Annotated in this window: 19 protein-coding genes; 14 read left to right on the forward strand and 5 right to left on the reverse strand. The window is 61.0% G+C overall.

Features of this window, described 5'->3' with window-relative positions:
* Positions 1–115: 115 nt before the first annotated feature.
* The 9 genes from HB676_RS20765 to HB676_RS20805 all read left to right on the forward strand — a co-directional run bounded on the left by HB676_RS20765 (position 116) and on the right by HB676_RS20805 (position 9,212).
* Positions 116–1,033, forward strand: a complete 918-nt coding sequence (locus tag HB676_RS20765; RefSeq protein ID WP_213739972.1) for a branched-chain amino acid ABC transporter permease — start codon at positions 116–118, stop codon at positions 1,031–1,033.
* A complete protein-coding gene (locus HB676_RS20770; RefSeq protein WP_213739974.1) occupies positions 1,030–1,977 on the forward strand; it encodes a branched-chain amino acid ABC transporter permease in 948 nt (315 codons plus the stop codon). The genes HB676_RS20765 and HB676_RS20770 overlap by 4 nt, the downstream gene beginning before the upstream one ends.
* Positions 1,970–2,737: an ATP-binding cassette domain-containing protein gene (locus HB676_RS20775; RefSeq protein WP_213739975.1), complete on the forward strand. Its 768-nt coding sequence runs from the start codon at positions 1,970–1,972 to the stop codon at positions 2,735–2,737. The genes HB676_RS20770 and HB676_RS20775 overlap by 8 nt, the downstream gene beginning before the upstream one ends.
* Positions 2,730–3,446 (forward strand): ABC transporter ATP-binding protein, encoded by a 717-nt coding sequence (locus tag HB676_RS20780; protein WP_213739976.1) that lies wholly within the window; start codon positions 2,730–2,732, stop codon positions 3,444–3,446. Before HB676_RS20775 ends, HB676_RS20780 begins: the two co-directional genes overlap by 8 nt.
* Before the next feature lie 451 nt (positions 3,447–3,897).
* Positions 3,898–5,208 (forward strand): extracellular solute-binding protein, encoded by a 1,311-nt coding sequence (locus HB676_RS20785; RefSeq protein WP_213739977.1) that lies wholly within the window; start codon positions 3,898–3,900, stop codon positions 5,206–5,208.
* 76 nt (positions 5,209–5,284) lie between these two features.
* Positions 5,285–6,148, forward strand: coding sequence for an ABC transporter permease (locus tag HB676_RS20790; protein WP_213739978.1), 864 nt, complete (start codon positions 5,285–5,287; stop codon positions 6,146–6,148).
* Positions 6,145–7,032, forward strand: a complete 888-nt coding sequence (locus tag HB676_RS20795) for an ABC transporter permease (protein ID WP_213739979.1) — start codon at positions 6,145–6,147, stop codon at positions 7,030–7,032. The genes HB676_RS20790 and HB676_RS20795 overlap by 4 nt, the downstream gene beginning before the upstream one ends.
* A gap of 15 nt (positions 7,033–7,047) precedes the next feature.
* On the forward strand, positions 7,048–8,169 hold the full coding sequence (locus tag HB676_RS20800) for an ABC transporter ATP-binding protein (RefSeq protein ID WP_213739980.1): 1,122 nt from the start codon (positions 7,048–7,050) through the stop codon (positions 8,167–8,169).
* Between the two features lie 26 nt (positions 8,170–8,195).
* Positions 8,196–9,212, forward strand: a complete 1,017-nt coding sequence (locus HB676_RS20805) for an alpha/beta fold hydrolase (RefSeq protein WP_213739982.1) — start codon at positions 8,196–8,198, stop codon at positions 9,210–9,212.
* An 88-nt stretch (positions 9,213–9,300) separates the two neighbouring features.
* Here the strand turns inward: HB676_RS20805 and HB676_RS20810 are convergent, their stop codons facing one another.
* Both HB676_RS20810 and HB676_RS20815 read right to left on the reverse strand, forming a co-directional pair.
* A complete protein-coding gene (locus HB676_RS20810; RefSeq protein WP_213739984.1) occupies positions 9,301–10,737 on the reverse strand; it encodes a glutamine synthetase family protein in 1,437 nt (478 codons plus the stop codon).
* Positions 10,738–10,917: 180 nt separating this feature from the next.
* On the reverse strand, positions 10,918–12,273 hold the full coding sequence (locus HB676_RS20815) for an aromatic ring-hydroxylating dioxygenase subunit alpha (RefSeq protein WP_213739986.1): 1,356 nt from the start codon (positions 12,271–12,273) through the stop codon (positions 10,918–10,920).
* Between the two features lie 122 nt (positions 12,274–12,395).
* On the opposite strand from HB676_RS20815, the gene HB676_RS20820 reads away from it, so the two are divergent.
* Entirely contained in the window at positions 12,396–13,181 is a 786-nt protein-coding gene (locus HB676_RS20820) for an IclR family transcriptional regulator C-terminal domain-containing protein (RefSeq protein ID WP_213739987.1), read from the forward strand.
* Positions 13,182–13,275: 94 nt separating this feature from the next.
* Here HB676_RS20820 and HB676_RS20825 read toward each other — a convergent pair whose 3' ends face one another.
* Positions 13,276–14,175 (reverse strand): helix-turn-helix transcriptional regulator, encoded by a 900-nt coding sequence (locus tag HB676_RS20825; RefSeq protein ID WP_213739988.1) that lies wholly within the window; start codon positions 14,173–14,175, stop codon positions 13,276–13,278.
* A 152-nt stretch (positions 14,176–14,327) separates the two neighbouring features.
* Here HB676_RS20825 and HB676_RS20830 point away from each other — a divergent pair, with 152 nt between their 5' ends.
* The 4 genes from HB676_RS20830 (at position 14,328) to boxB (ending at position 20,259) form a co-directional block, all read left to right on the forward strand.
* Positions 14,328–15,884: a benzoate-CoA ligase family protein gene (locus HB676_RS20830; protein WP_213739989.1), complete on the forward strand. Its 1,557-nt coding sequence runs from the start codon at positions 14,328–14,330 to the stop codon at positions 15,882–15,884.
* A gap of 184 nt (positions 15,885–16,068) precedes the next feature.
* Positions 16,069–16,887 carry an alpha/beta hydrolase gene (locus tag HB676_RS20835; protein ID WP_213739990.1) on the forward strand — a complete coding sequence of 273 codons (819 nt, stop codon included), beginning with the start codon at positions 16,069–16,071 and terminating at the stop codon, positions 16,885–16,887.
* 228 nt (positions 16,888–17,115) lie between these two features.
* Positions 17,116–18,804, forward strand: a complete 1,689-nt coding sequence (gene boxC / locus HB676_RS20840) for a 2,3-epoxybenzoyl-CoA dihydrolase (RefSeq protein ID WP_213739991.1) — start codon at positions 17,116–17,118, stop codon at positions 18,802–18,804.
* 18 nt (positions 18,805–18,822) lie between these two features.
* The gene (gene boxB / locus HB676_RS20845) at positions 18,823–20,259 is read left to right on the forward strand and encodes a benzoyl-CoA 2,3-epoxidase subunit BoxB (RefSeq protein ID WP_213740222.1); all 1,437 of its coding nucleotides are present in this window, start codon (positions 18,823–18,825) and stop codon (positions 20,257–20,259) included.
* Positions 20,260–20,319: 60 nt separating this feature from the next.
* Here the strand turns inward: boxB and HB676_RS20850 are convergent, their stop codons facing one another.
* Together HB676_RS20850 and HB676_RS20855 are read right to left on the reverse strand one after the other, a co-directional pair.
* Positions 20,320–21,126: an SDR family oxidoreductase gene (locus HB676_RS20850; RefSeq protein ID WP_213739992.1), complete on the reverse strand. Its 807-nt coding sequence runs from the start codon at positions 21,124–21,126 to the stop codon at positions 20,320–20,322.
* A gap of 76 nt (positions 21,127–21,202) precedes the next feature.
* Complete coding sequence (locus HB676_RS20855) at positions 21,203–22,261, reverse strand: polysaccharide deacetylase family protein (protein ID WP_213739993.1); 1,059 nt, start codon at positions 22,259–22,261, stop codon at positions 21,203–21,205.
* Positions 22,262–22,537: the final 276 nt, after the last annotated feature.

The raw sequence follows: 22,537 nt of genomic DNA on the forward strand, positions 1-22,537 counted from the left end.
CCATCCACGCCTGCCGCGATAACGCTTGCCGGTAAATTGCTTCATGTTTAAAACAATTATGCGCGCGGATGGCCTTCGGTGATCTGCGTCAACCGGAAAACGACCTAGAGTATTCATGCTGCTTGTCGTCGAACAGTTCCTGAATGGTCTGCAACTCGGCCTGCTGCTGTTCCTGCTGGCGGCGGGGCTGACGCTGGTGTTCGGCATCATGGATCTCGTCAATCTCGCGCATGGCTCGCTCTACATGATGGGCGCCTATTTTGCCGCGACCTTCGTGGCGTGGACCGGGAGTTTTCTCGGTGGCATTGCGCTCGCGCTCGGCGCCACGCTTTTACTGGGCATCGTGCTGGAATTCGTCGCGCTTCGGCATCTCTACGGCCGCGATCACCTCGACCATGTGCTGGCGACGTTCGGGCTGATTTTGTTTTTCAACGACGCAGTCCGGTTGATCTGGGGCCCCGCGGGTCTGGCGCTGCCGCTGCCGCCCTGGCTAACGGTGCCGATCCAGATCGTGCCCGGTGTGTTCTATCCGGCCTACCGGCTGGCGATCATCGTGGTCGCGCTCGCGGTCGCCTTGATGCTGTATCTCGTCGTGATGCGAACCCGGCTCGGCATGCTGATCCGCGCCGGTGCTTCCAATCGCGAAATGATCGGCGCGCTCGGCATCAATATCAAGCTGCTATACACGCTGGTGTTCGGGCTCGGCGCCGCGCTCGCCGGTCTTGCCGGGTTGATGCAGGCACCGATTTTGACGGTGCAGATCGGGATGGGCGAGAACATCCTGATCCTCGCCTTCGTCATCATCGTGATCGGCGGCATCGGTTCGATCCGGGGTGCCTTCGTGGCCTCGATCCTGGTCGGCATGATCGATACGCTCGGCCGCGCCTTCCTGCCCGATCTGTTGCGAAAGATCCTGAGTTCGGCGGCGGCATCGACCGCAGCGCCGGCGCTGTCCTCGATGCTGATCTATCTCTTGATGGCGATCGTGCTGGTGGTGAGACCGGAGGGGCTGTTCCCGGCCAACCGTCGATGACCGCTTCGCTCAATGCCCGCAATGTGGCCGCGGCGCTGATCGTCGCCGGTCTGCTGCTGCTGCCGCTCTATGCGCAACTCAGCGGCAATATGTTTGTGCTGACCTTGTTTACGCGCATCGTTATCTTTGCGCTGGCGGCCGTGAGCCTCAATCTCATCATGGGCTATGGCGGCATGATGAGCTTCGGCCACGCCGCCTATCTTGGCATCGGCGGCTATGCGGTCGGCATTCTCGCAGCCGAAGGCATCGGGTCCGGATTCGTCCAATGGCCGGTCGCGCTTGTGACCTCGGCATTGTTCGCGCTGGTGATTGGGGCGTTGTCGCTGCGCACCCGCGGCGTCTATTTCATCATGATCACGCTGGCCTTCGCGCAAATGGCCTATTACGTCGCGGCCGGGCTGGCGCGCTACGGCGGCGACGATGGCCTGACGATCTACAAGCGCAGCGACTTTGCCGGCCTGATCAATTTGTCGGGCCGCGTCCAGTTTTATTATCTCTGCACCGGTTGCCTGTTCGGCGGGATCTATCTGGTCTGGCGCATCGTCAATTCCCGCTTCGGTCTGGTGGTGCAGGGCCTGCGCTCCAACGAGCAGCGCATGCAGGCGATCGGCTTTCCCGCCACGCGCTATCGGCTGGTGTGCTTCGTCATTGCCGGCACCATGTGCGGTCTCGCCGGCGCGCTGTTGGCCAACAATACCGACTTCGTCAGTCCGGCCGTGATGTACTGGACCCGCTCCGGCGACCTGATGGTGATGGTCATCCTCGGCGGCATGGGCTCGCTGTTCGGCCCCGTAGTGGGCGCGATCGTCTATCTGCTGCTGGAAGAACTCCTGTCGCAGGTTACGGAATACTGGGCGCTGATCATGGGGCCGCTGCTGCTGTTGATCGTGCTGTTCGGGCGCGGTGGCATCATGGGATTATTGGGGAGGCTGCACCGTGGCTGATCCCTTGCTCCGTGTTGAGAACCTGGTGCGGCGGTTCGGCGGCATCGTCGCGACCGACAATCTTTCACTGGATATCGCCAAGGGCGAGTTGCACGCGATCATCGGGCCGAACGGCGCCGGCAAGACCACGCTGATCAGCCAGTTGACCGGACAGTTGTCGCCAAGTGCCGGCACCATTCATTTCGCCGGTCGCGACGTAACGCAGTTGCCGGCGTGGCGGCGCAGTACGCTCGGGCTGGCGCGCTCGTTCCAGATCACGTCATTGCTGCCGGACTTCACCGCGGCCGACAATGTCGCTTTGGCGGCGCAGGCCCATGACGGCCACTCCTTCTATTTCTGGGGCCAAGCCCGCAAGGAGAAGCACCTGCGTGACGCCGCGTTGTCGGCGCTGACCCGAGTCGGCCTCGACCACCGCGCCGATGTCGTGGTGTCGCGGCTGAGCCACGGCGAGCAACGCGAGCTTGAACTCGCCGTTGCGCTGGCGACCAAGCCGCAACTGCTGCTGCTCGATGAGCCGATGGCCGGATTAGGCTCGACCGAATCGACGCGCATGGTGAAGCTGCTGCAGGAATTGCGGCGCGAAGTCACCATCGTGCTGGTCGAGCATGACATGGAAGCGGTGTTCGCGCTCGCCGACCGCATCAGCGTGCTGGTGTATGGACGCGTGATCGCGTCGGGGTCTCCGGCCGAAATCCGCGGCAATGAAGAGGTCAAGCGCGCTTATCTGGGCGATCAGCATGTGGTGACCCGTCATGGCTGACGCGCCGTTGCTGGAGGTCGAAGGGATCGAGACCTGTTACGGCCTGAGCCAGGTGCTGTTCGGCATGTCGCTAACGGTGCGCTCCGGCGAGATGGTCGCCCTGATGGGCCGCAACGGCATGGGCAAGACCACGACCATACGCTCCATCATGGGCCTCACGCCGGCGCGCGCGGGCACGATCCGCTTCGGCGGGCAGGATGTCCGCAAGCTTCCCGCGTTCCGGATTGCGCAGTTGGGCATTGGTCTGGTGCCCGAAGGGCGGCAGATATTTCCCAATCTGACGGTGCGTGAAAATCTCGTCGCCGCGTCCGGCAACCGGCTCGGCAGTCCCGATCCCTGGACGATCGAGAAGATTCACGCGCTGTTTCCGCGGCTGGCCGAGCGCGGCAACAATATGGGTGGTACGCTGTCGGGCGGCGAGCAGCAGATGCTGGCAGTCGGCCGCGCGCTGATGACCAATCCGCGCCTGCTCATTCTGGATGAAGCCACCGAAGGCCTCGCACCCTTGATCCGCGATGAAATCTGGAATTGCCTCTCGCTGCTCAAGGCACGGGGGCAGTCGGTTCTGGTGATCGACAAGAATGTCGGGAATCTCACCGAGATTGCCGATCGGCATTACATCATCGAGCGCGGCCGCGCGGTGTGGAGCGGTACTTCCGGGCAATTGATCGCCGAGCCGGACTTGCAGCATCGGTATCTTGGCATCTGATCAGTAGTTGTATCTGATTGCATACATCGATCAGCAATTGCTGAACGGCAGATCCACACCCGATCAGCAATAATTTTCGCCACCGTCCTCAACTGCAATTGCATTCGTTCTGAGCAAATTCACTCGCAATGAATCTTTGCTGCCTATCGCGCCGTTCGATTGCCTAATCATTCCCCACGCTCTGTGAGGAGCGCATTACGCTCGTATACGTAAAAATCAAATACGTACTTTGGCGATCAGCGATAAGTGAAATAGCCAATATCGCGCGCTTGGCGTTTCGCTTGACACTGTTGTCCACGAACTTTGGGTGAGTGGCATCAACGCGCGCGGGGCGGCCGTGTAAGTGTCGTCACAACAACACTCCTCAATCTGTTCAGAACGCTCGGAAACCGGAGACCAATCCAGGTGATCGAGACGGATGTATTCAAGGTCAAACAGAGGGGCAAATACAATGACCGCTAAAAACAAGGGCGACACCACCAAAGCATCCGGCAAGGGCATCAACCGGCGGTCATTTCTGAAGGCAGGCGCCGCGGCGGCGGGAACGGTCGTAGGTGCTCCCACGATCTGGGCGCAGGAAATCAAGGACATCGAACTGCGCCACGTCGGCGTATCCTACTCCGTCGTGAAGGCGGTCGGCGATCAGGCGGCCAAGGACCTTGGCTTCAAGGTCACGATGCAGAACCTCGATACGTCGGCCGCGATCAACCGCTTCATCACGCAGCCCAACAGCGTCGACATCGCCGACCTCGAGGGATGGCAAGCCAAGCTGGCGGCCAAGCGCGGTGTGATCCAGGGCATCGAAGCCAAGAAGATCAAGGAGTTCAACAATTTCCTGCCGATCTTCACCAAGGGCGAACTCAACGGCCACAAGATTCCGCGCCAGGGCATCTCGCCCTACGAAGCGCTCTATATCGAGAAAAAAGACTCCACCGAATTGCACGATGGCGTCACCGATTGGCTAACCAACGTTCCCCAGGTCTACAACGCCGACTCGCTCGGCTACCGTCCGGACCTCGTTGGCCACGAAGTCACCGAATGGAAGGATCTCATCGATCCCAAATTCAAGGGCAAGGCAGCGATCCTCGACGTGCCGGCGATCGGCATCATGGACGCGGCGCTGTGCTTCGAAAGCGCCGGGCTGATCACCTATGGCAACAAAGGCAACATGACCAAGAAGGAGATCGACTTCACCTGCGACAAGCTGATCGAATTGAAGAAAGCGGGTCAATTCCGCGCCACCTGGACCACCTTCGACCAGTCGGTGCAGTTGATGGCCGCCGGCGAGGTCGTGATCCAGTCGATGTGGTCGCCTGCCGTGGCTGCGGTCCGGGTCAAGGAGATTCCTTGCGTCTATGCGCCCGTCAACCTGAAGAACGGCAAGGAAGGCTATCGCGGCTGGTGCAACGGCATGGGTCTGATGAAGCATCTGACCGGCAAGAAGCTCGATGCCGCCTATGAATACATGAACTGGTACATGTCCGGCTGGCAGGGCGCGTTCGTCAGCCGCTACGGTTATTACAGCCCGGTGCCCTCGACCGCGAAGAAGTTCATGACTCCCGCGGAATACACCTTCTGGTACGAAGGCAAACCCGCGCCCGAGCCCGTCACCGATCCCTACGGCGTGCCGATGGAAAAGTCCGGCACCGTCCGCGACGGCGGCTCCTTCACCGACCGCGTGACCAACATCTCCTGCTGGAACACGCTGATGGATGAAGCGGCTTACATGAACAAGCGCTGGAACGACTTCAAGGTCGCTTAAACCCGGCCGTCATCAACAACCTGCCAGTCGGCTTCGCGCCGGCTGGCGGAGTTTTGGATGTCTCCAGAAAGTATTCATGGCTTTATCCCGATCGACCGTAAGCTGGCTGTATGTCTCGCCGCTGATGCTCGTCCTGATCCCGTTTTTCGTGTTGCCGATCCTGGTGGTGCTGGTCGCGAGCGTATTCGAGACCGACGGGTTTGGCGGGCTGATCCCGACCTTCACGCTGGCCAACTATGGAACGGTGCTGACCTCAGGGCTGACCTTCAATCTCTATGTCGAGACCGTGAAGTTCACCGTCCTGACCTGGTTCTTCACACTGATCATCGGCTTTTTCGTCGCCTATTTTCTCGTGTTCCATGTGCGCAATCCGTTGCTCGCAATCGGGTTGTTCCTGATCTGTACGGTACCGTTCTGGACCTCCAACATCATCCGGATGATTTCCTGGATTCCGCTATTGGGAAAAGAAGGCCTGATCAATTCCGCACTGCTGCGTATCGGCCTGATCCGCGAGCCGCTTGAGTTTCTGCTGTACTCGAGCTTTGCGGTGGTCGTCGCCTATGTGCACCAGTTGACGATCTTCATGATCGTTCCGATCTTCAATTCGATGGCGCGGATCGACAAGCGCGTCGTCGAGGCCGCAATCGATGCGGGCGCCAGCCGCTTCGACATCATGCGGCTGATCATCGTGCCGCTGTCCAAAAGCGGCGTCGCGTTGGGCTCGATCTTCGTGGCGTCGATCGTGATGGGTGATTTCTTCGTCACCAAGGTGATGTCCGGCGGCGGCTCCGCTTCCGTAGTGGGGGCCTTCTACGAGGATATCTCGGTGCTGCAATATCCGGGCGCGGCCGCCAGTGCGATCATCCTCACGGTCGTATTGCTGGCGATGGTTTCGCTGATCCTGCGTACCGTCGATATCCGCAAAGAAATCACCCGATGAGCACCGCGCAGGAAAGTGTCGCAATGGCCGACGTGCGGGCGACCAAACGCGCGCTGGCGCCGAGCCGCGGCAGCCGGCCGTGGACGTTCTATCTGTTGGCGAGCCTTTTCACCTGCTACGTGATCGCGCTCTACGGTCCGATGATCTGCATCTATATCCTGTCGTTCCAGGATGTCCGCGGCGGTCTGGTGTTCCCGATGAAGGGGCTGTCGCTGCACTGGTTCATCGACCTGTTCACGCAGGTGAGAACCGGCGACGTCAAGGGATCGTTCGATCGTTCGATCAAGCTCGCGATCCTGGTGACGGTCATCACGGTGGTAGTTTCGTTCATGGCGGCGATGGCTTTCCGGCGGCGTTTTCCGGGAGACAATATCGTGTTCGCGCTGATGATCGGCAGTCTGGTGGCGCCGGGACTCGTGCTCGGGATCGGTGTAGGCCTTCTGTTCAATGCGATCGGCATCGACACCTCGCCCTATGGTTCGGCGCTGGGTGCGCAACTCTCCTGGACGTTGCCGTTCGGCGTGCTGGTGATGTTCGCCGTGATGTCGAGGTTCAATCCAGCGTGGGAAGAAGCGGCTTACGATCTCGGTGCCTCGGCTTGGCAGACCATCTGGCTGGTGTTCATTCCGGTTCTGGCGCCGGGCCTGGTGGCGGTCGCGCTCTTCGGATTCACGTTGTCCTATGACGAGTTCGCCCGAACGCTTCAGACCGCGGGCCCGCAAAATACCCTGCCGCTGGAGATATGGAGCATGACGCTCAACGTCACCTCTCCTTCGCTCTATGCGCTGGGTACCGTGACCACGATCATCTCCTTTGTGATCATCGGCGCGGCATTGGGGACCATCGTACTCATTCAAAAACGGCGGGGCGCTCGCGCGACCTGATCGGAGACCAAGGCAATGGCAGTTCTACGCGGCGACATCGAACTCGCCGGTCTTACCAAGAGCTATGACGGCGTGCACACGGTGGTGCAGGGCATCAATTTGAAGATTCCCGACGGCGCTTATTGCTGTTTTCTCGGGCCATCGGGCTGCGGCAAGACCACGATTCTCCGTATGATCGCAGGTCATGAGGATCCGACCGATGGGGAGATCGTGATCGGCGGTGAGAACGTTGTGGGGCTGCCGCCGGTGGCGCGTGGCACCGCGATGATGTTTCAATCCTACGCATTGTTTCCGCACTTAAGCGTGCGCGACAATATCGCGTTCGCGCTGCGAATCCGCGGCCTGTCGAAAGAAGACCGCTACCGGCAGACCGACGCGATGATCGAGAAAGTCCGGCTGACGGAGCTTGCCGACCGGCTGCCCGCTCAGCTTTCCGGCGGCCAGCAGCAGCGCGTCGCGCTGGCGCGCGCCGCCATCACCCAGCCACGCGTGCTGCTGCTGGATGAACCGCTCTCCGCGCTCGACGAGCAATTGAGGGTGCGCATGCGGGTCGAGCTTCAGAGCATGCAGCGCGATCTCGGCATTACCTTCATTCACGTCACGCATTCGCAGCTCGAGGCCATTGCGCTGGCCGATATGGTCGTCGTGATGGACCGCGGCGAGATCAAGCAGGCCGGCCCCGCACGCGATGTCTACGCGACGCCGCGCGACCGCTATGTGGCCGAATTTCTCGGTGGCCAGAATGTGTTTTCCGGCAAGGTCGATGCGGTCAAGGACGATCTCGTTAGCTTCGCCGCGCCGCAGATGCAGCATATCGCCGTTCCCGTAGGCGCTTCGCGTGTCGGCAAAGGCGATACCATGGACGTCGCGGTGCGACGCGACGACGTCGAACTGGTTCGGCCCGGCGTGGAGTTGACGGCCGACAAGTCATGGTTATCGAGCCGCGTGCTGGCGGTGGAGTATCAGGGCAACTTTGTAAAAGTCATGCTCGACGCGACCGGCAGCGACGAGTTCGTCGCCTATATCCCCGAGCGCGTTTTCTTCCGCGACCCCTACACGATCGGCGATGTCGTGCAGGCGACCTGGCCGAGCCACCTCGCGCGCCTGCTTGCCAAAACAACTGCTTTGACTGCGTAACTTCAAACGAGAGAGAGGGACTGGCTATGGCCGATTATGAAATTTTTGAACTTGGCGACGTGACCTTGCAATGCGGACAAATTCTGCGTGGCGCCAAGATGGCCTACAAGACCTATGGCAAGCTCAATGCTGCCAAGGACAATGTGATCGTCTATCCCTGCTGGTATTCCGGCACGCATCTGGAAAACGAATGGCTGATCGGTTCCGGCATGGCGCTGGATCCGGAGAAGTATTTCATCATCATCCCGAACATCTTCGGCAACGGTCTCTCGACCTCGGCCAGCAACACGCCAGCGCCGTTTAACGGTTCGCGCTTCCCGAATATCACCGCCTATGACAACGTCGTGCAGCAGCACCGGCTGGTCACGGAAAAATTCGGCATCAGCAAGGTCAAGCTGGTGACGGGATGGTCGATGGGCGCGCTGCAGACGTTCCATTGGGGCGCGATCTTTCCGGACATGGTCGAGCGAATCCTGCCGTTCCAGGGCTCGGCCAAGTGCTCGCGGCACAATTTCGTCTTCCTCGAAGGCGTCAAGGCGGCACTTCAGGCCGACGCCGCCTATATGGACGGCTTCTACAAGGAGCAGCCCGCCAAGGGGCTTCGCGCCGCGGCTCGCGTCTATGCGGGCTGGGGCTTGTCCCAGACATTCTATCGCATCGAAGCCGATATCAAGAAGATGGGCTACGCCTCGCTGGAAGATTTCCTGGTCGGATTCTGGGAAGGCTGGCTGCTCTCGAAGGACGCCAATAATCTTCTGACCATGCTGTGGACCTGGCAGAACGGCGATATCTCGAACAATCCGATCTACAAGGGCGATTACGAGAAGGCCCTGGCCGGGATCAAGGCCAAGGCCATCGTGATGCCGGCTTCGACCGACCTGTATTTCCCGCCGGCAGACAGCGAAAACGAAGTGAAGCACATGCCGAATGCAAAACTGCATGTCGTCGAAACCTATTGGGGTCATTTCGCCGGCGGCCCCGGGACCAGCCCTGACGACATCAAGGTGCTTGACGCCGCGCTGAAGGAATTGCTCGCGAGCTGAATTCGCCTTCGAGCGGCCAAAAAAGATTTAGGCAGTCTGCGCGAGCAGGCTGCCTAAACTGCGTCAGATGGGCCGCCGATCAGATATCTCAAAACATCTCGAAATATTCGCGCTGTTCCCACTCCGAGACCTCGGCCTGGAAGCGCTCGATTTCGGCGTTCTTGATGTGGACGTAGTAATCCACAAAGCCCGCGCCGAACGCGTTGCGGAAGAACGCATCATCCTTCAGCGCCGATACTGCTTCCTGCAGGGTCTTCGGCAACAACTCGGCTTTGGTTTCATACGGCGTATCCGCGGAGGGCCCGGGATCGAGGCCGCGATCGACGCCGTCGAGCCCCGACAGGATTTGCGATGCCATATAGAGATACGGATTGGCTGCCGGTTCACCGATGCGGTTTTCCAGACGTGTCGAAGGATCGTCGGTGCCACCGAGCACCCGGATCATCACGCCGCGGTTGTCGCGGCCCCAGATCGCGCGATCCGGCGCCAGCGAATAGGCGCGGTAGCGTTTGTAGCCGTTGATGGTCGGCGTCGTGAATACGGCCGCGGCGCGGGCGTGCTGCAACAGCCCGCCGAGATAATGGCAGCCGAATGGGCTCAGCACCTCGTCGTTGCCCTTAGCCATGAACGCATTCTCGCCGCTGGTACGCGAGACGATCGATTGATGCAGATGCCAACCGGATGCGACGATGTTCGGCAGCTTCGGCCGGCACATGAAGGTCGCGTGATAGCCATGGCGGCGGCAAATCTGTTTCACGGCGCTGCGCAACAAAATCATGTTGTCGGCGGCCTCGATCCCCCCGGCCGGCCTGAAGGTAAATTCGCACTGGCTCGGGCCGAATTCGACCTCGATCGATCGCAGCGGCAGGCCGAGCGCGACGATGTCGCGCCTGACGATCTCGAGCACCGGCTCCATCTGGTCGTAGCGCTGTTCGGTCAGATATTGATAGCCGTGCGACAGCAGGCTGACCGACGGCGGCTGGCCCGGCTGGCCGGCATCCCCGGGCGACATTTTGGCGTCTTCAAGCTTGAAGATATGGCACTCGACTTCGAGGCCGGCGACGAAATCATAGCCGCGCTTGTCCAGCGTCGCGAGCGCGGACTTCATAATGTTGCGGGTTGCGAACGGCACCGGCCGCCCATCGGCGAAATAAACATCGCACAATAGCCAGCCTGTGGAGGAAGACCATGGCAGCAGCCGGAAACTCAGGGGATCCGCCACCATCAACACATCGGCAGCGCCTTCCATCTCGCGCATGCCGAACCCGCCGCCCGCGGTGAACACCGGGAAGACGGTTTTGTGCGAGGTGTCCTTGGCGAACATCGTGGTGGTGATGGTGCAGCCGCTTTCCAGCGCCGCCAGCGCCTCGCTCGCGACCAGCGTCTTGCCGCGCAGGATGCCGTGCTGATCGGGAAAAGAAAAACGGATGACTTCGAGCTTTTGCTCTTCGACGATACGCCGCAGCCGCGTCGCCGCTTCCTTCTGCTCGCTCGACCACAGACCGTGACGTTCAACAAAACTCAACGTGTCTTCCCTTCAGAGCCCGAACTCGCAAGTAGACAGGATCTCCGTTGTCATTGCGAGGAGCGGAGCGACGAAGCAATCCATCTTTCTTTCGAGAGTATGACCGATGGATTGCTGCGCGGAGCCTGCCATCGGGCGACGCTACGCGTCGACCCGTTGGCTCGCAATGACGGATAATGGTTAAACCGCCCTCAGATGCGGCACCTTGTCGGCGATCTCGGCCGGCACCGGCGCGGCCCAGGGCGCGCCGCGGCGGCGTTTGACGTCGACTTCCATCCAGAAGGTCTCCCAGCCGCGGGTCGGCCCGATGCCGTCCATGGTCGCAGGGCCCTGGATGGCGCGCGCATGCGCGGCATCCAGGAACATGAAGGGTTTTGTGCCGGACGCGGCCTTCTCGATTTCCTGCCGCAGCAGGCGGCGAAATTGCACGATGGCTTTGTCGGCGGTGCCGAGATGCTCGCGGGTGCGATCCTGGATCGGCCCCATCGATTCCACCGCCCACTGGTCGTGCACATTGATATCGGCCCCCATGCCGGTGAAGGTCGAGGTTGCCTGCTCATGCGGATCGAAGCCGTAATCGTTCGACTTGTTCTTGCGCGAGCGGTAATCCGGCAGCTCATACAGTTCGAGGCGCTGGTCGCGCATCTTCTGCTTGTCGACCGGCGTCGAATAGCTGGTGAAGATCGCATACCAATAGCAATTCTCGTCATCGACCGGCACATGCCATTGCGTGATCGTCATCTCCGTGCTCATCGGGATGACAAAGCCATGCGGGAATAGCTGATTGGTGACCCGCACATGGGTGCGCTCGTCGTCGATTTCGCGGAGCGCAATCAGCCGCAGCCCGTATTCGGTGTGCTCGACATTGATGATGGGCCGGTCATATTCGCGCAAAATCTTCGTCATCGGCATGTCGCTGCCGGCCGAGGCGCCGCGGAACTGCTTGCCATAGGCTGCCGATGTATCCTCGTCCTCGAAGAAGCGATGCAGGAACGAGGCATGTGATGGGTCGATGCCGACTTCGAGCGCCTGCAGCCAGTTGCAGTTGATGTGGCCCTTGAAGGCAAACGTGTAAGCGTCCGGCGCGATGAAACAGTCGATCTCGGGAAATGCCGGCGGTTCGCCTTCGCCAAGGTAAGCCCAGAGGATTCCGCTCTTCTCGATCACGGGATAGGCGCGCTGGCTGATGTTCCTGCACAGCGGCGAATCCTTCGGTTCGGCCGGCGTCTCCAGGCATTGGCCCGATACGTCGAACAGCCAGCCGTGAAATGCGCAGCGCAGTCCGCCGTTTTCCAGCCGGCCGAACGCCAGATCAGCGCCGCGATGCGCGCAATGGCGATCGATCAGGCCGTAACGGCCTTCTTCGTTGCGAAACAGCACGAGGTTCTCGCCAAGCAGTTTGACCGCTTTGACCGGGCGCGGTCCCTCTAGCTCATCCACCAGTGCCGCCGGTTGCCAGTACATCCGCATCAATTTCCCGCAGGCGTCTTTGGGGCCAGTGCGGGTGATCAGGTCGTTCTGTTCCTGGCTCATCATGGCGGCGGGCCCTTTTCGGCGCTAAGTGTTTGTTCGTCTATTGAACTATTGGGCGAATTATGACATTTGTCGCCGCGACAGCAAGCACAATCTTTGACCGGCCGGGACCGACAGAACCAAAAATGCCAAAGCTGAAGCGTCCCGATAGCGTCGAACGCGCCACCGATTTCGTCGAGAGCCTCGACCGCGGTCTGCGGCTGCTGAAGAAATTCGGCGATAAAAGCGGCCCGATGACGCTGAGCGATCTCGCGCGCGCCGCCGAGCTGCCGCGCGCCACGGCGCGCCGCATTCTTTTCACGCTTGAGCGCGGCGGGTTTGTCGCGACCGACGGCAAGCTCTTCACCCTCACGCCGCATGTCCTGACTCTGGCCGCCTCTTTTCTGCGTTCGAGCCAGGTGGTGTCGGTACTGCAACCGGTGCTGGACCGGATCGCCGCCGCCGCGCAGGAGATCAGCTCGCTCGCGGTGCTCGACGGCGACGAAGTCGTGTTCATCGCGCGCGGCAGTCCTGCGCGGGTTTTCTCCGCCGGTCTCGATATCGGCTATCGCCTGCCCGCCTTTTGCACCTCTGTCGGCCGCGTCATGCTCGGCCAGCTTAAAAATATAGAACTCGCTGCAAGATTAACGGCAATGCGCCGCGAGGCAATGACTCCGCAGACGGCAACGGATCCGAAGAAGCTGCTGGCCACCATCATCGCCGATCGGGAGAAGGGCCATTCATTGGTGGACCGCGAGGCCGAGCCCGGATTTCGCTCGATCTCGGTACCGGTGCGGCGTTACGACAACACCATCATCGCCGCTATCAACATGGGTGCCCATGTCGATCGGGTCTCGACCGCCGAAATGATCGATCGGTTTCTGCCGTTGTTGCAGGGCGGAGCCGAAGAGGTGAGAGACCTGCTTTTGTAGGGTGAGCAAAGCGAAGCGTGCCCACCGCTTTGTTTGGTGGGCACGGCGCAATCGCGCCTTTGCCCACCCTACATTCCCGTCCAGGAAACCAAGCTCACCCCCGCGCGAACATCCGGGCTTCGTCGTGCAGCACCGGCGCCACCGCATCGATCAGGCGCGACGACGCGGCGTCTACGCTGAGCCCCGCGGTATCGACGACTGCCGAAGCGCGGGCATAGAGCGGTTCGCGGCTGCGCAGGATGGTGCGCAACTCGGCCATCGCCGAACGATCGTCCGCCATCGGACGCAGATCGCCCTGGCGTCGCACCCGCGCCATGTGTTCTTCGGGCTCTGCCTTCAGCCAGATGGTGTAGAACGAGGATAAGATCAGATCGAAGGTGAGGGGTTCGGAGACGATGCCGCCGCCGGTCGCCAGCACCGTCAATTCCTTGCGCGCGAGCAATTGCCCGAGCGCGGCCTGCTCCATCCGCCGAAAACCTTCCTGGCCATAAAGCGCGATAATCTCGGCGACCGACAGGCCGTTCTGCGCCTCGATCTCCTTGTTCAACTCGACAAAATTCCAGCCGATTTTTTTCGCGAGCATCTTGCCGAGCGTGGATTTGCCGGCACCGCGCAGCCCGATCAACGCGATGCCGGCAAACGACATCCCTCGCTGCGCCGCCGCGCCGCCATGGCCTGACAGCACATCTTTGGCTTGCGCGATCTGGATCGGCGTTGCCTTGCGCAGAAGATTGCGAATGACCGGCCAGTCCGGCGCGGGGTCGCCCGCAGGAATGAGATCTTCAAGATGCGCGGCCATCGCATTCGCGACCCGGCGCAGTAGCATGATCGAGACGTTGCCCTTGCCGCTTTCGAGCTGCGCGATATAGCGCTCGGAAATGCCGGAGACTTTCGCGAGCACCTTGCGCGACATGCCGCGCAGCGCGCGCATGGTGCGAACACGCTGACCGAGCTCTTCCAGAAAGCAGGTCTCGGGATCGGGAGTGTCGGTCATGTCCCCGTTTGGGTTTGGCTGAGAAATGCGGAGTTTGGAAACATAATGCCTGATGGGATTGACAGCAAGCGCACGTGGTGCCTTTCTATGAATTATAATGCTTAAAAACTCGGAGGAGACGTCGTGAGACGCAGGGGATTTCGGGGCGCGCCATGAGCGAGATGTCCGGTTCCTATAACGCGGTGACCTGGCTGCTCGACCGCAATGTCGAGGAAGGCCGCGCGAACAAACTCGCCTTCACCGACACGGTTTCCGAACTGACCTACGGCGATCTGCAGCAACAGAGCTGCCGCGTCGCCAATCTGTTGCGTCGCGTGGGTGTTCGCCGCGAAGAGCGCGTCGCGATGATCATGCTCGATACCGTCGATTTTCCCGCGGTGTTTCTCGGCGCGATCCGTGCCGGCATCGTGCCGGTGCCGCTCAACACGCTGCTGACGTCGGATCAATATGCCTATGTGCTGGCGGATTGCCGCGCGCGCGTGCTGTTTATTTCGCAAGCGCTGCTGCCGGTGGTCAAGGACATGCTCGGCCGGATGCCGGATCTCGAACATGTCATCGTCGCCGGCAAGGATGCGCACGGTTACAAGCGATTGTCGGATGAACTCAAAGACGAGAGCACGTCATACGCCACCGCGGCGACCCATGCCGACGAGCCGGCATTCTGGCTGTATTCGTCGGGCTCCACGGGAATGCCCAAGGGCGTGCGGCATCTACATTCGAATCTGGCCGCGACGGCGGAGACCTATGCCAGACAGGTACTCGGCATTCGCGAGGACGATGTCGGGCTATCGGCGGCGAAACTGTTTTTCGCCTACGGCCTCGGCAATGCGCTGACATTCCCGATGTCGGTCGGCGCCACCACGGTTCTCAATTCCGAACGCCCGACGCCGGCGACGATGTTTGCGCTGATGAACAAGTATCATCCCAGCATCTTCTTTGGCGTGCCGACATTGTTTGCCGCGATGCTCAACGACGAGACGCTGAAGCATGAGCGCGGTGGCTCGCGTCTGCGAATTTGCACATCGGCGGGCGAGGCGTTGCCGGAATCGGTCGGCAATAGCTGGAAGTCGCGCTTCGGCGTCGACATTCTCGATGGCGTCGGCTCGACCGAACTGCTGCATATCTTTCTGTCGAACGCGCCCGACGATATCAAATACGGCACCTCCGGCCGCCCGGTGCCGGGCTACAAGGTCCGGCTTGTCAATGAGGCCGGGGCCGATGTGCCCGATGGCGAGGTTGGCGAACTGCTAGTCGACGCGCCCTCGGCCGGTGAAGGCTACTGGAACCAGCGCAGCAAAAGCCGCAGGACCTTCGAAGGGCATTGGACCCGCACCGGCGACAAATATATTCGCGATGCCGATGGCCGCTATACGTTCTGCGGCCGTAGCGACGACATGTTCAAGGTATCGGGTATTTGGGTGTCGCCGTTCGAGGTCGAGAGCGCATTGATCACCCATCCCGCGGTGCTTGAAGCGGCCGTGGTGCCCGAAGCCGACCCGGAAGGCTTGCTCAAGCCGAAAGCGTTTGTGGTGCTGCGTGCCGACGCCAATCCTGACGGCCTGCATGAAGCGCTGAAGGAACACGTCAAGCAGAAGATCGGGCCGTGGAAATACCCGCGCTGGATCGATGTGGTGGAGAGTTTGCCGAAGACCGCGACCGGGAAGATCCAGCGGTTCAAGTTGAGGGACGGGGATTCTCCGAAGTCGTGATGTGCTTGCTGGTTGAAAATCGAGGTGTTGCGGCGGCATTCGCTCGTTCCCTCCCCCCTTGCGGGGGAGGGTTAGGGAGGGGGGTAAGCCGCAAACACCGAATTCGCGGCTACCCCCCTCTCCAACTCTCCCCCGCAAGGGGGGAGAGGGCACAGTGTGCCGTGTCGCAGGGAGCGCGGTTGCGATGACAACGCTCTCCCCCTCCGGCTTCCTCCGCATCGGCGCTTCCGATCTCGAATACCGCATGATCGGCCCCGCACCGGCGGATGCGCCGACCATCGTCATGCTGCATGAAGGTCTGGGCTCGGCCGGGCTGTGGGGCGATTTTCCGGATCGGCTTGCGGCCAAAACCGGCCTCGGCGTTTTCGTGTATTCGCGCGCGGGCTACGGCGCTTCCAGCCCGGTGCCATTGCCGCGTCCGCTCGACTACATGCATGTCGAAGCGCTCGAAGTGCTGCCTAAGCTGCTCGACGCCATAGGTCTGCGCCGCGGGCTGTTGCTTGGTCATTCCGATGGCGCGTCGATCGTCGCGATCCATGCCGGCGGCGTTCAGGATCATCGCGTGCAAGGCGTCGTGATGATTGCGCCGCATTTCATCGTCGAAGATATGGGGCTGGCCTCGATTGCCGAGACAAAAAAGGCTTACGAGACGTTAGACCTGAAATCGAAGCTGCAGCGCTGGCACGGCGATGTCGATAACGCCTTCTATGGCTGGAGCGACGCGTGGCTCGACCCGAAGTTTCGTAGCTGGGATATTTCGGAATATCTGGCCTATATCCGGGTGCCGGTCGCGATTCTGCAGGGTGCCGACGACCGCTATGGCACAATTCGCCAAATCGAGATCGCGCAGGAAGAATGCTACTGCCCGGTTGATGTGACGATGATGGCGGGGGCCGGACATTCGCTGCATCGTGAAGCGCCGGGGCCGACGCTCGAAGCGATCTCTGATTTTGCAAACGCCGTTTTGCAAGGAGACGAAGGCTCGCAAGGACGGGCCGCGTAACGCTTTCGCCGCTTCTGTGGCGATGCTCCCATGTGCATGCCTTCCGCCGCCGCCAATCTCCCCCGCCGCAACGGGCTTATGTACCCGGCGGGGGGCACCGACGCTGAAATCAATCGTGACATGAAGCAAAATGCCAGATTTCCGGCAATTTGACCTAGACCTCTCCTGAAATGTGCACTATTGTGCATGTCATCACGTCAAAAGTACCGAAAGTAAAAGGGATGGCCCATGGCCGGTGAAGATCGCGTCCTTGCTGGCGGCGCCAGGCACATCGATTTTCAGACCGATCCGTCGCGCTACCGGCATTGGAAGCTCGATGTCGCAGGCGACGTTGCGACGCTGACGATGGATGTCGACGAGAATGGCGGCCTGTTCGAAGGTTATCAGCTCAAGCTGAATTCCTACGACCTCGGCGTCGATATCGAACTTGCCGACGCGGTGCAGCGGCTGCGCTTCGAACATCCCGCGGTGAAGGTCGTGCTGCTGCGCTCGGCCAAGAACCGGGTGTTCTGCGCCGGCGCCAATATCCGCATGCTGGCGGGCGCAACCCATGCCCACAAGGTCAATTTCTGCAAATTCACCAACGAGACCCGCAACGGGCTGGAGGATTCCAGCGAGAATTCCGGGCAGCGCTTTGTCACCGTCATCAACGGCACGGCGGCGGGCGGCGGCTATGAACTGGCGCTGGCGACTGATCACATCATCCTGGCCGACGACGGTTCGGCGGCGGTGGCGCTGCCTGAAGTGCCGCTGCTGGCGGTGTTGCCGGGCACCGGCGGACTGACGCGGGTGGTCGACAAGCGGAAAGTTCGCCGCGATCATGCCGATTATTTCTGTACCATCGAGGAAGGCATCAAGGGCAAGCGCGCCGTACAGTGGCGGCTGGTCGATGAGATCGTTCCCAACAGCAAGCTCGAAGCCAGAGTCACTGAGCGCACCAGGGAATTCGCCGCGGCCTCAAAGCGAAACGGCAATGGCAAGGGCATTGCGCTCGCTCCGCTGAATCGCAGCATCGACGACAACGGTATCCGCTATGGCTTCGTCAGCGTCGACATCAATCGCGCCGAGCGTATCGCGACGATTTCGATCAAGGCGCCGGAGAGCGCGCCGCCGGCCGATATTGACGGGATGATCGCGCAGGGCGCATCGTTCTGGCCGCTTCAGGTGGCGCGCGAACTCGACGATGCCATCCTGCATCTGCGCATCAACGAACTCGAAACCGCGATGCTGGTGTTCAAATCGCATGGCGAGCGCGCCAATGTGCTGGCCTGCGATGCCTTCCTCGAAGCCCATAAGGCGCACTGGCTGGTCAACGAAATCAGGCAGTACTGGAAACGGGTGCTCAAGCGCATCGACGTCACCTCGCGCACGCTGGTGACGCTGGTCGAGCCGGGTTCGTGCTTTGTCGGCACGCTGGCTGAACTCGTGTTCGCCGCCGACCGTTCCTACATGCTGATCGGCCAGAAGCAGGGCGACAACCGCGCGCCGCCGACCATCGAACTCTCGGCGATGAATTTCGGACCCTATCCGATGAGCCATGGGCTCACGCGGCTGCAATCGCGCTTTCAGGCCGATCCCACGGATGTTGAGCGGGCGCAGAAACGGATCGGCGAGGCACTCGATGCCGAGGAGGCCGAACAGCTCGGGCTCATTACGTTTGCGCTGGATGACATCGACTGGGACGACGAGATCAGGGTGTTCTTCGAGGAGCGCACCAGCTTTTCGCCCGACAGCCTCACCGGCATGGAAGCCAATTTGCGCTTCGTCGGACCCGAGACCATGGAATCGAAAATCTTCTCGCGCCTGACGGCGTGGCAGAACTGGATTTTTCAGCGCCCCAACGCGGTCGGCGAAGACGGCGCGTTGCGGCGTTACGGCACCGGCCAAAAGGCGCAGTTCGATATGACCCGGGTTTAGGAGCACGCCATGAACATCATGAACGTCGATTACAGCACCAAGATTCCCAACAACGTGAATCTCAGCGAAGATCGGCAGGTGCTCAAGGCGCTGGAAGGCTGGCATCCCGGTTACATCGACTGGTGGAACGACATGGGGCCGGACGGCTTCCAGCAATCGCTGGTCTATCTGCGCACCGCTTATTCGGTCGATCCGCGCGGCTGGGCCAAGTTCGACTATGTGAAAATGCCGGACTATCGCTGGGGCATCCTGCTGGCGCCGCAGGAAGAGAATCGCGTCATCCCGTTCGGCGAACATTACGGCGAACCTGCATGGCAGGAAGTGCCCGGCGAATATCGCGCGGCGCTGCGCCGCCTGATCGTGATCCAGGGCGACACCGAGCCGGCATCGGTCGAACAGCAGCGCCATCTCGGCAAGACCGCGCCCTCGCTCTACGACCTGCGCAACCTGTTCCAGGTCAATGTCGAGGAGGGCCGCCATCTCTGGGCGATGGTGTATCTGCTGCAGAAATATTTTGGCCGCGACGGCCGCGAGGAAGCCGACGAATTGTTGCGCCGCCGCTCCGGCGATACCGACAGCCCGCGCATGCTGGGTGCCTTCAATGAGGCGACACCGGACTGGCTGTCGTTCTTCATGTTCACCTACTTCACCGATCGCGACGGCAAGATGCAGTTGCATTCGCTGGCGCAGTCCGGCTTCGATCCGCTGTCGCGCACCTGCCGCTTCATGCTGACCGAAGAAGCGCATCACATGTTCGTCGGCGAGACCGGCATCAGCCGCGTCGTGCAGCGCACCTGTGAGGCGATGCAAGCCGCCGGGATCAGCGATCCCAATGATGTCGCGAAGGTGCGCGCGCTCGGCGTGGTCGATCTGCCGACCATCCAGAAGAAGCTGAACCTGCACTACACGCTCTCGCTGGATCTGTTCGGCTCGGAAGTTTCGACCAACGCGGCGAACTCCTTCAACTCGGGCATCAAGGGCCGTTTCCACGAGACCCAGATCAACGACGATCACCGGCTGCAGAACGACACCTATCCGGTGCTCAAGCTGGTGGACGGGCAGATCAAGCGCGTCGATGAGCCGGCATTGACCGCGCTCAACATGCGGCTGCGCGACGATTATACGCAGGACTGCGTCAAAGGCCTGCTGCGCTGGAACAAGATCATCTCGACGGCCGGCCACGACTTCAAGCTGACGCTGCCGAACGTTGCGTTCCATCGCCAGATCGGCGAATTCAAGGACATCCACGCCACGCCGGACGGCCTCCTGATCGACGATGCGACCTGGACCAGGCGCACCCACGAATGGCTGCCGTCGCCGGCCGACGGCGATTTCATCGCCTCGCTGATGACGCCGGTGACCGAGATCGGTGAATTTGCTTCATGGATTTCACCGCCGAAAGTCGGCATCGACAACAAGCCGGGCGATTTTGAATACGTGAAGATCGAGACATGATTCCTGATGTCGTCCCGGCCTTCGCCGGGACGACATATTTTTGCCTGGCCACTTTTAATCCTACTCCCACCCGTCTCCCTTGATGCCCGGGTTCGCATACACAATGCCGCCATCGACTGCGATGGTCGCGCCGACCACGTAGTCGCCAGCGCGTGAGGCGAGGTAGATTGCCGCACCCGCCATGTCCTCATCGGTGCCGATGCGTCCGGACGGCACCCGGGTCGCGACCTCATCGGCATTATCGCGCGCGGCCTTGTTCATGTCGGACTTGAACGGCCCCGGCGCAATCGCCGTCACCACGATGTGGTCGCCGATCAGTTTTACCGCCATTCGTCGTGTCAGATGGATCAGGCCGGATTTGCTCGCCGCATAGGAATAGGTCTCCAGCGGATTGACGAAGATGCCGTCGATCGAGGCGATGTTGATCACTTTAGCGGGCTTCTCTGCGGTTGCAGCCGCGCGCAGCAGGCCGGCCAGCGCCTTGGTCAGAAAGAACGGCGTCTTGACGTTGAGGTTCATCACCTTGTCCCAGCCGCTTTCCGGAAATTCGTCGAAGTCCGCGCCCCATGCCGCACCGGCATTGTTGACGAGAATGTCGAGCTTCGGTTCGCGCTTCCTGATCTCGCTGGCCAGCATGTCGATGCCCGCCATGGTCGAAATATCGATCGGCAGCGCGATGCATTCGCCGCCATATTCGGTGGTCAGTTCTTTCGCGGTTGCCTCGCACGGCCCGGCCTTGCGCGCGGTGATGTAGACCTTGGCGGCGCCTTGGCTAAGAAATCCGGACGCGATCATCTTGCCGATGCCGCGCGATCCCCCGGTCACCAGCGCGACGCGGCCGTGCAGCGAAAACAGATCCTTGAACATGGGTGTCCTCCCTTTATTTTGCCGATATTTTTGGGCGCGAGGGAAGGATGAGTCAAGGAAAGGGCAGCGAGTGAGTTTACGCCGCGTCGATGCGCCGAAAGCCGTTCCACATCGCGGTGGCGGCGCCGGAGGTCAGGACCGGCAGGATGCGGATGTCCTGGTAATTGCCGTTGAGCGAGACCCGCGGCAACGCCGTCAGATGTCCCGCACTTTCCGGAAAGATCATGCCCGGACGTGTGGTCACCGCGGTTTTGAATCCGGCCGCTTGTGCCATGGTGAATTCGCGCGCGGCGGCCGCGAACTTGTCGCCATAGGGATAGGCGAGGTGGAGCACGGGCTTCTGTAGCGCGGCTTCAATCCGCTGACGGCTTACCGCCATTTCCTGGCCGGCGATTTCTTTGGATTGTCGGGCCAGACTGCAATGCGTGATGGTGTGTGCACCGATGCCGATCAGAGGATCTTGCGCGAAAGATTTCAATTCGTCCCAGGACATGCAGAGATCGCGGCTGATCGCGGTCTCATCGACGCCGTAACGCGCGCATAGCGCGCTGGCCTCGCGCTGCAGGTCGCCGCCGCCCCGTAACCCGCGCAGCCAGTCGTGTAGACGGTTGAAGGCGGCCCCTTTGGCAGCCAACGTGCTGGTATCGAGGCGTGCAGTCAGGCCGGCGACACCGGCTTCGATCGAAGATGTCCTGGCAATCACCATCTCAAGCGCGATCCACCACAGACGGCCGACACCTTCGGCGAAGTCGCTGGCCGCATACACCGTAAACGGCGCTTCGAACTCCCGCATCACCGGCAGCGCGAAGTCCCTGTTGTCGCGATATCCATCGTCAAAGGTGAAGCAGGCGAACCGCCGCGAAAAGTCGCGTTCGGTCAGCCGCCGGTACAGCTCATCCATGGTGATGATATCGACGTCATGCGAGCGAAGATGCCCCAGCATCGCGCGCAGGAATTCCGGCGCCACCTCGAGATGTCGGTTGGGCTGGAATGCGGCGTCGCGCGGCGGGCGGACATGATGCAGCATGAAGATGCTGCCGACGCCGGCGAACATCGGACGAAGCAAATTATGCGCGCCGGTGATGTAAAGCGCTCCAAGTCCGGCGCGGATGACGTTATTGCGAAGCTGCTTCATCAGGGGCGGTTGGCCGGTTGGAACGTGATTCCGAAGCTAGCGGGGGACCGCTGAAGAAACGGTTAGTCGGGCAGTTGCCCGGCGCAGGACTTGTTACAGGACTATTCCCTGTTATTTCGGGTTTGACAGCCCTGCAAGGGTTTGTTTTCTCTCTGTTCCCAGTGCCGCCGGTTTGACGTTCCTGCTAGGGCTTTGCCTGCCAGAGCTTTGCCTGAAACGGCTTTGCAAACGCGCAGGAAGCATCAAATTGAAAGCGGCGCTGAAATCATCGTTATA

Origin of the sequence: Bradyrhizobium sp. dw_411 (genome assembly GCF_018449695.1) — a bacterium.
Classification (GTDB): domain Bacteria; phylum Pseudomonadota; class Alphaproteobacteria; order Rhizobiales; family Xanthobacteraceae; genus Bradyrhizobium.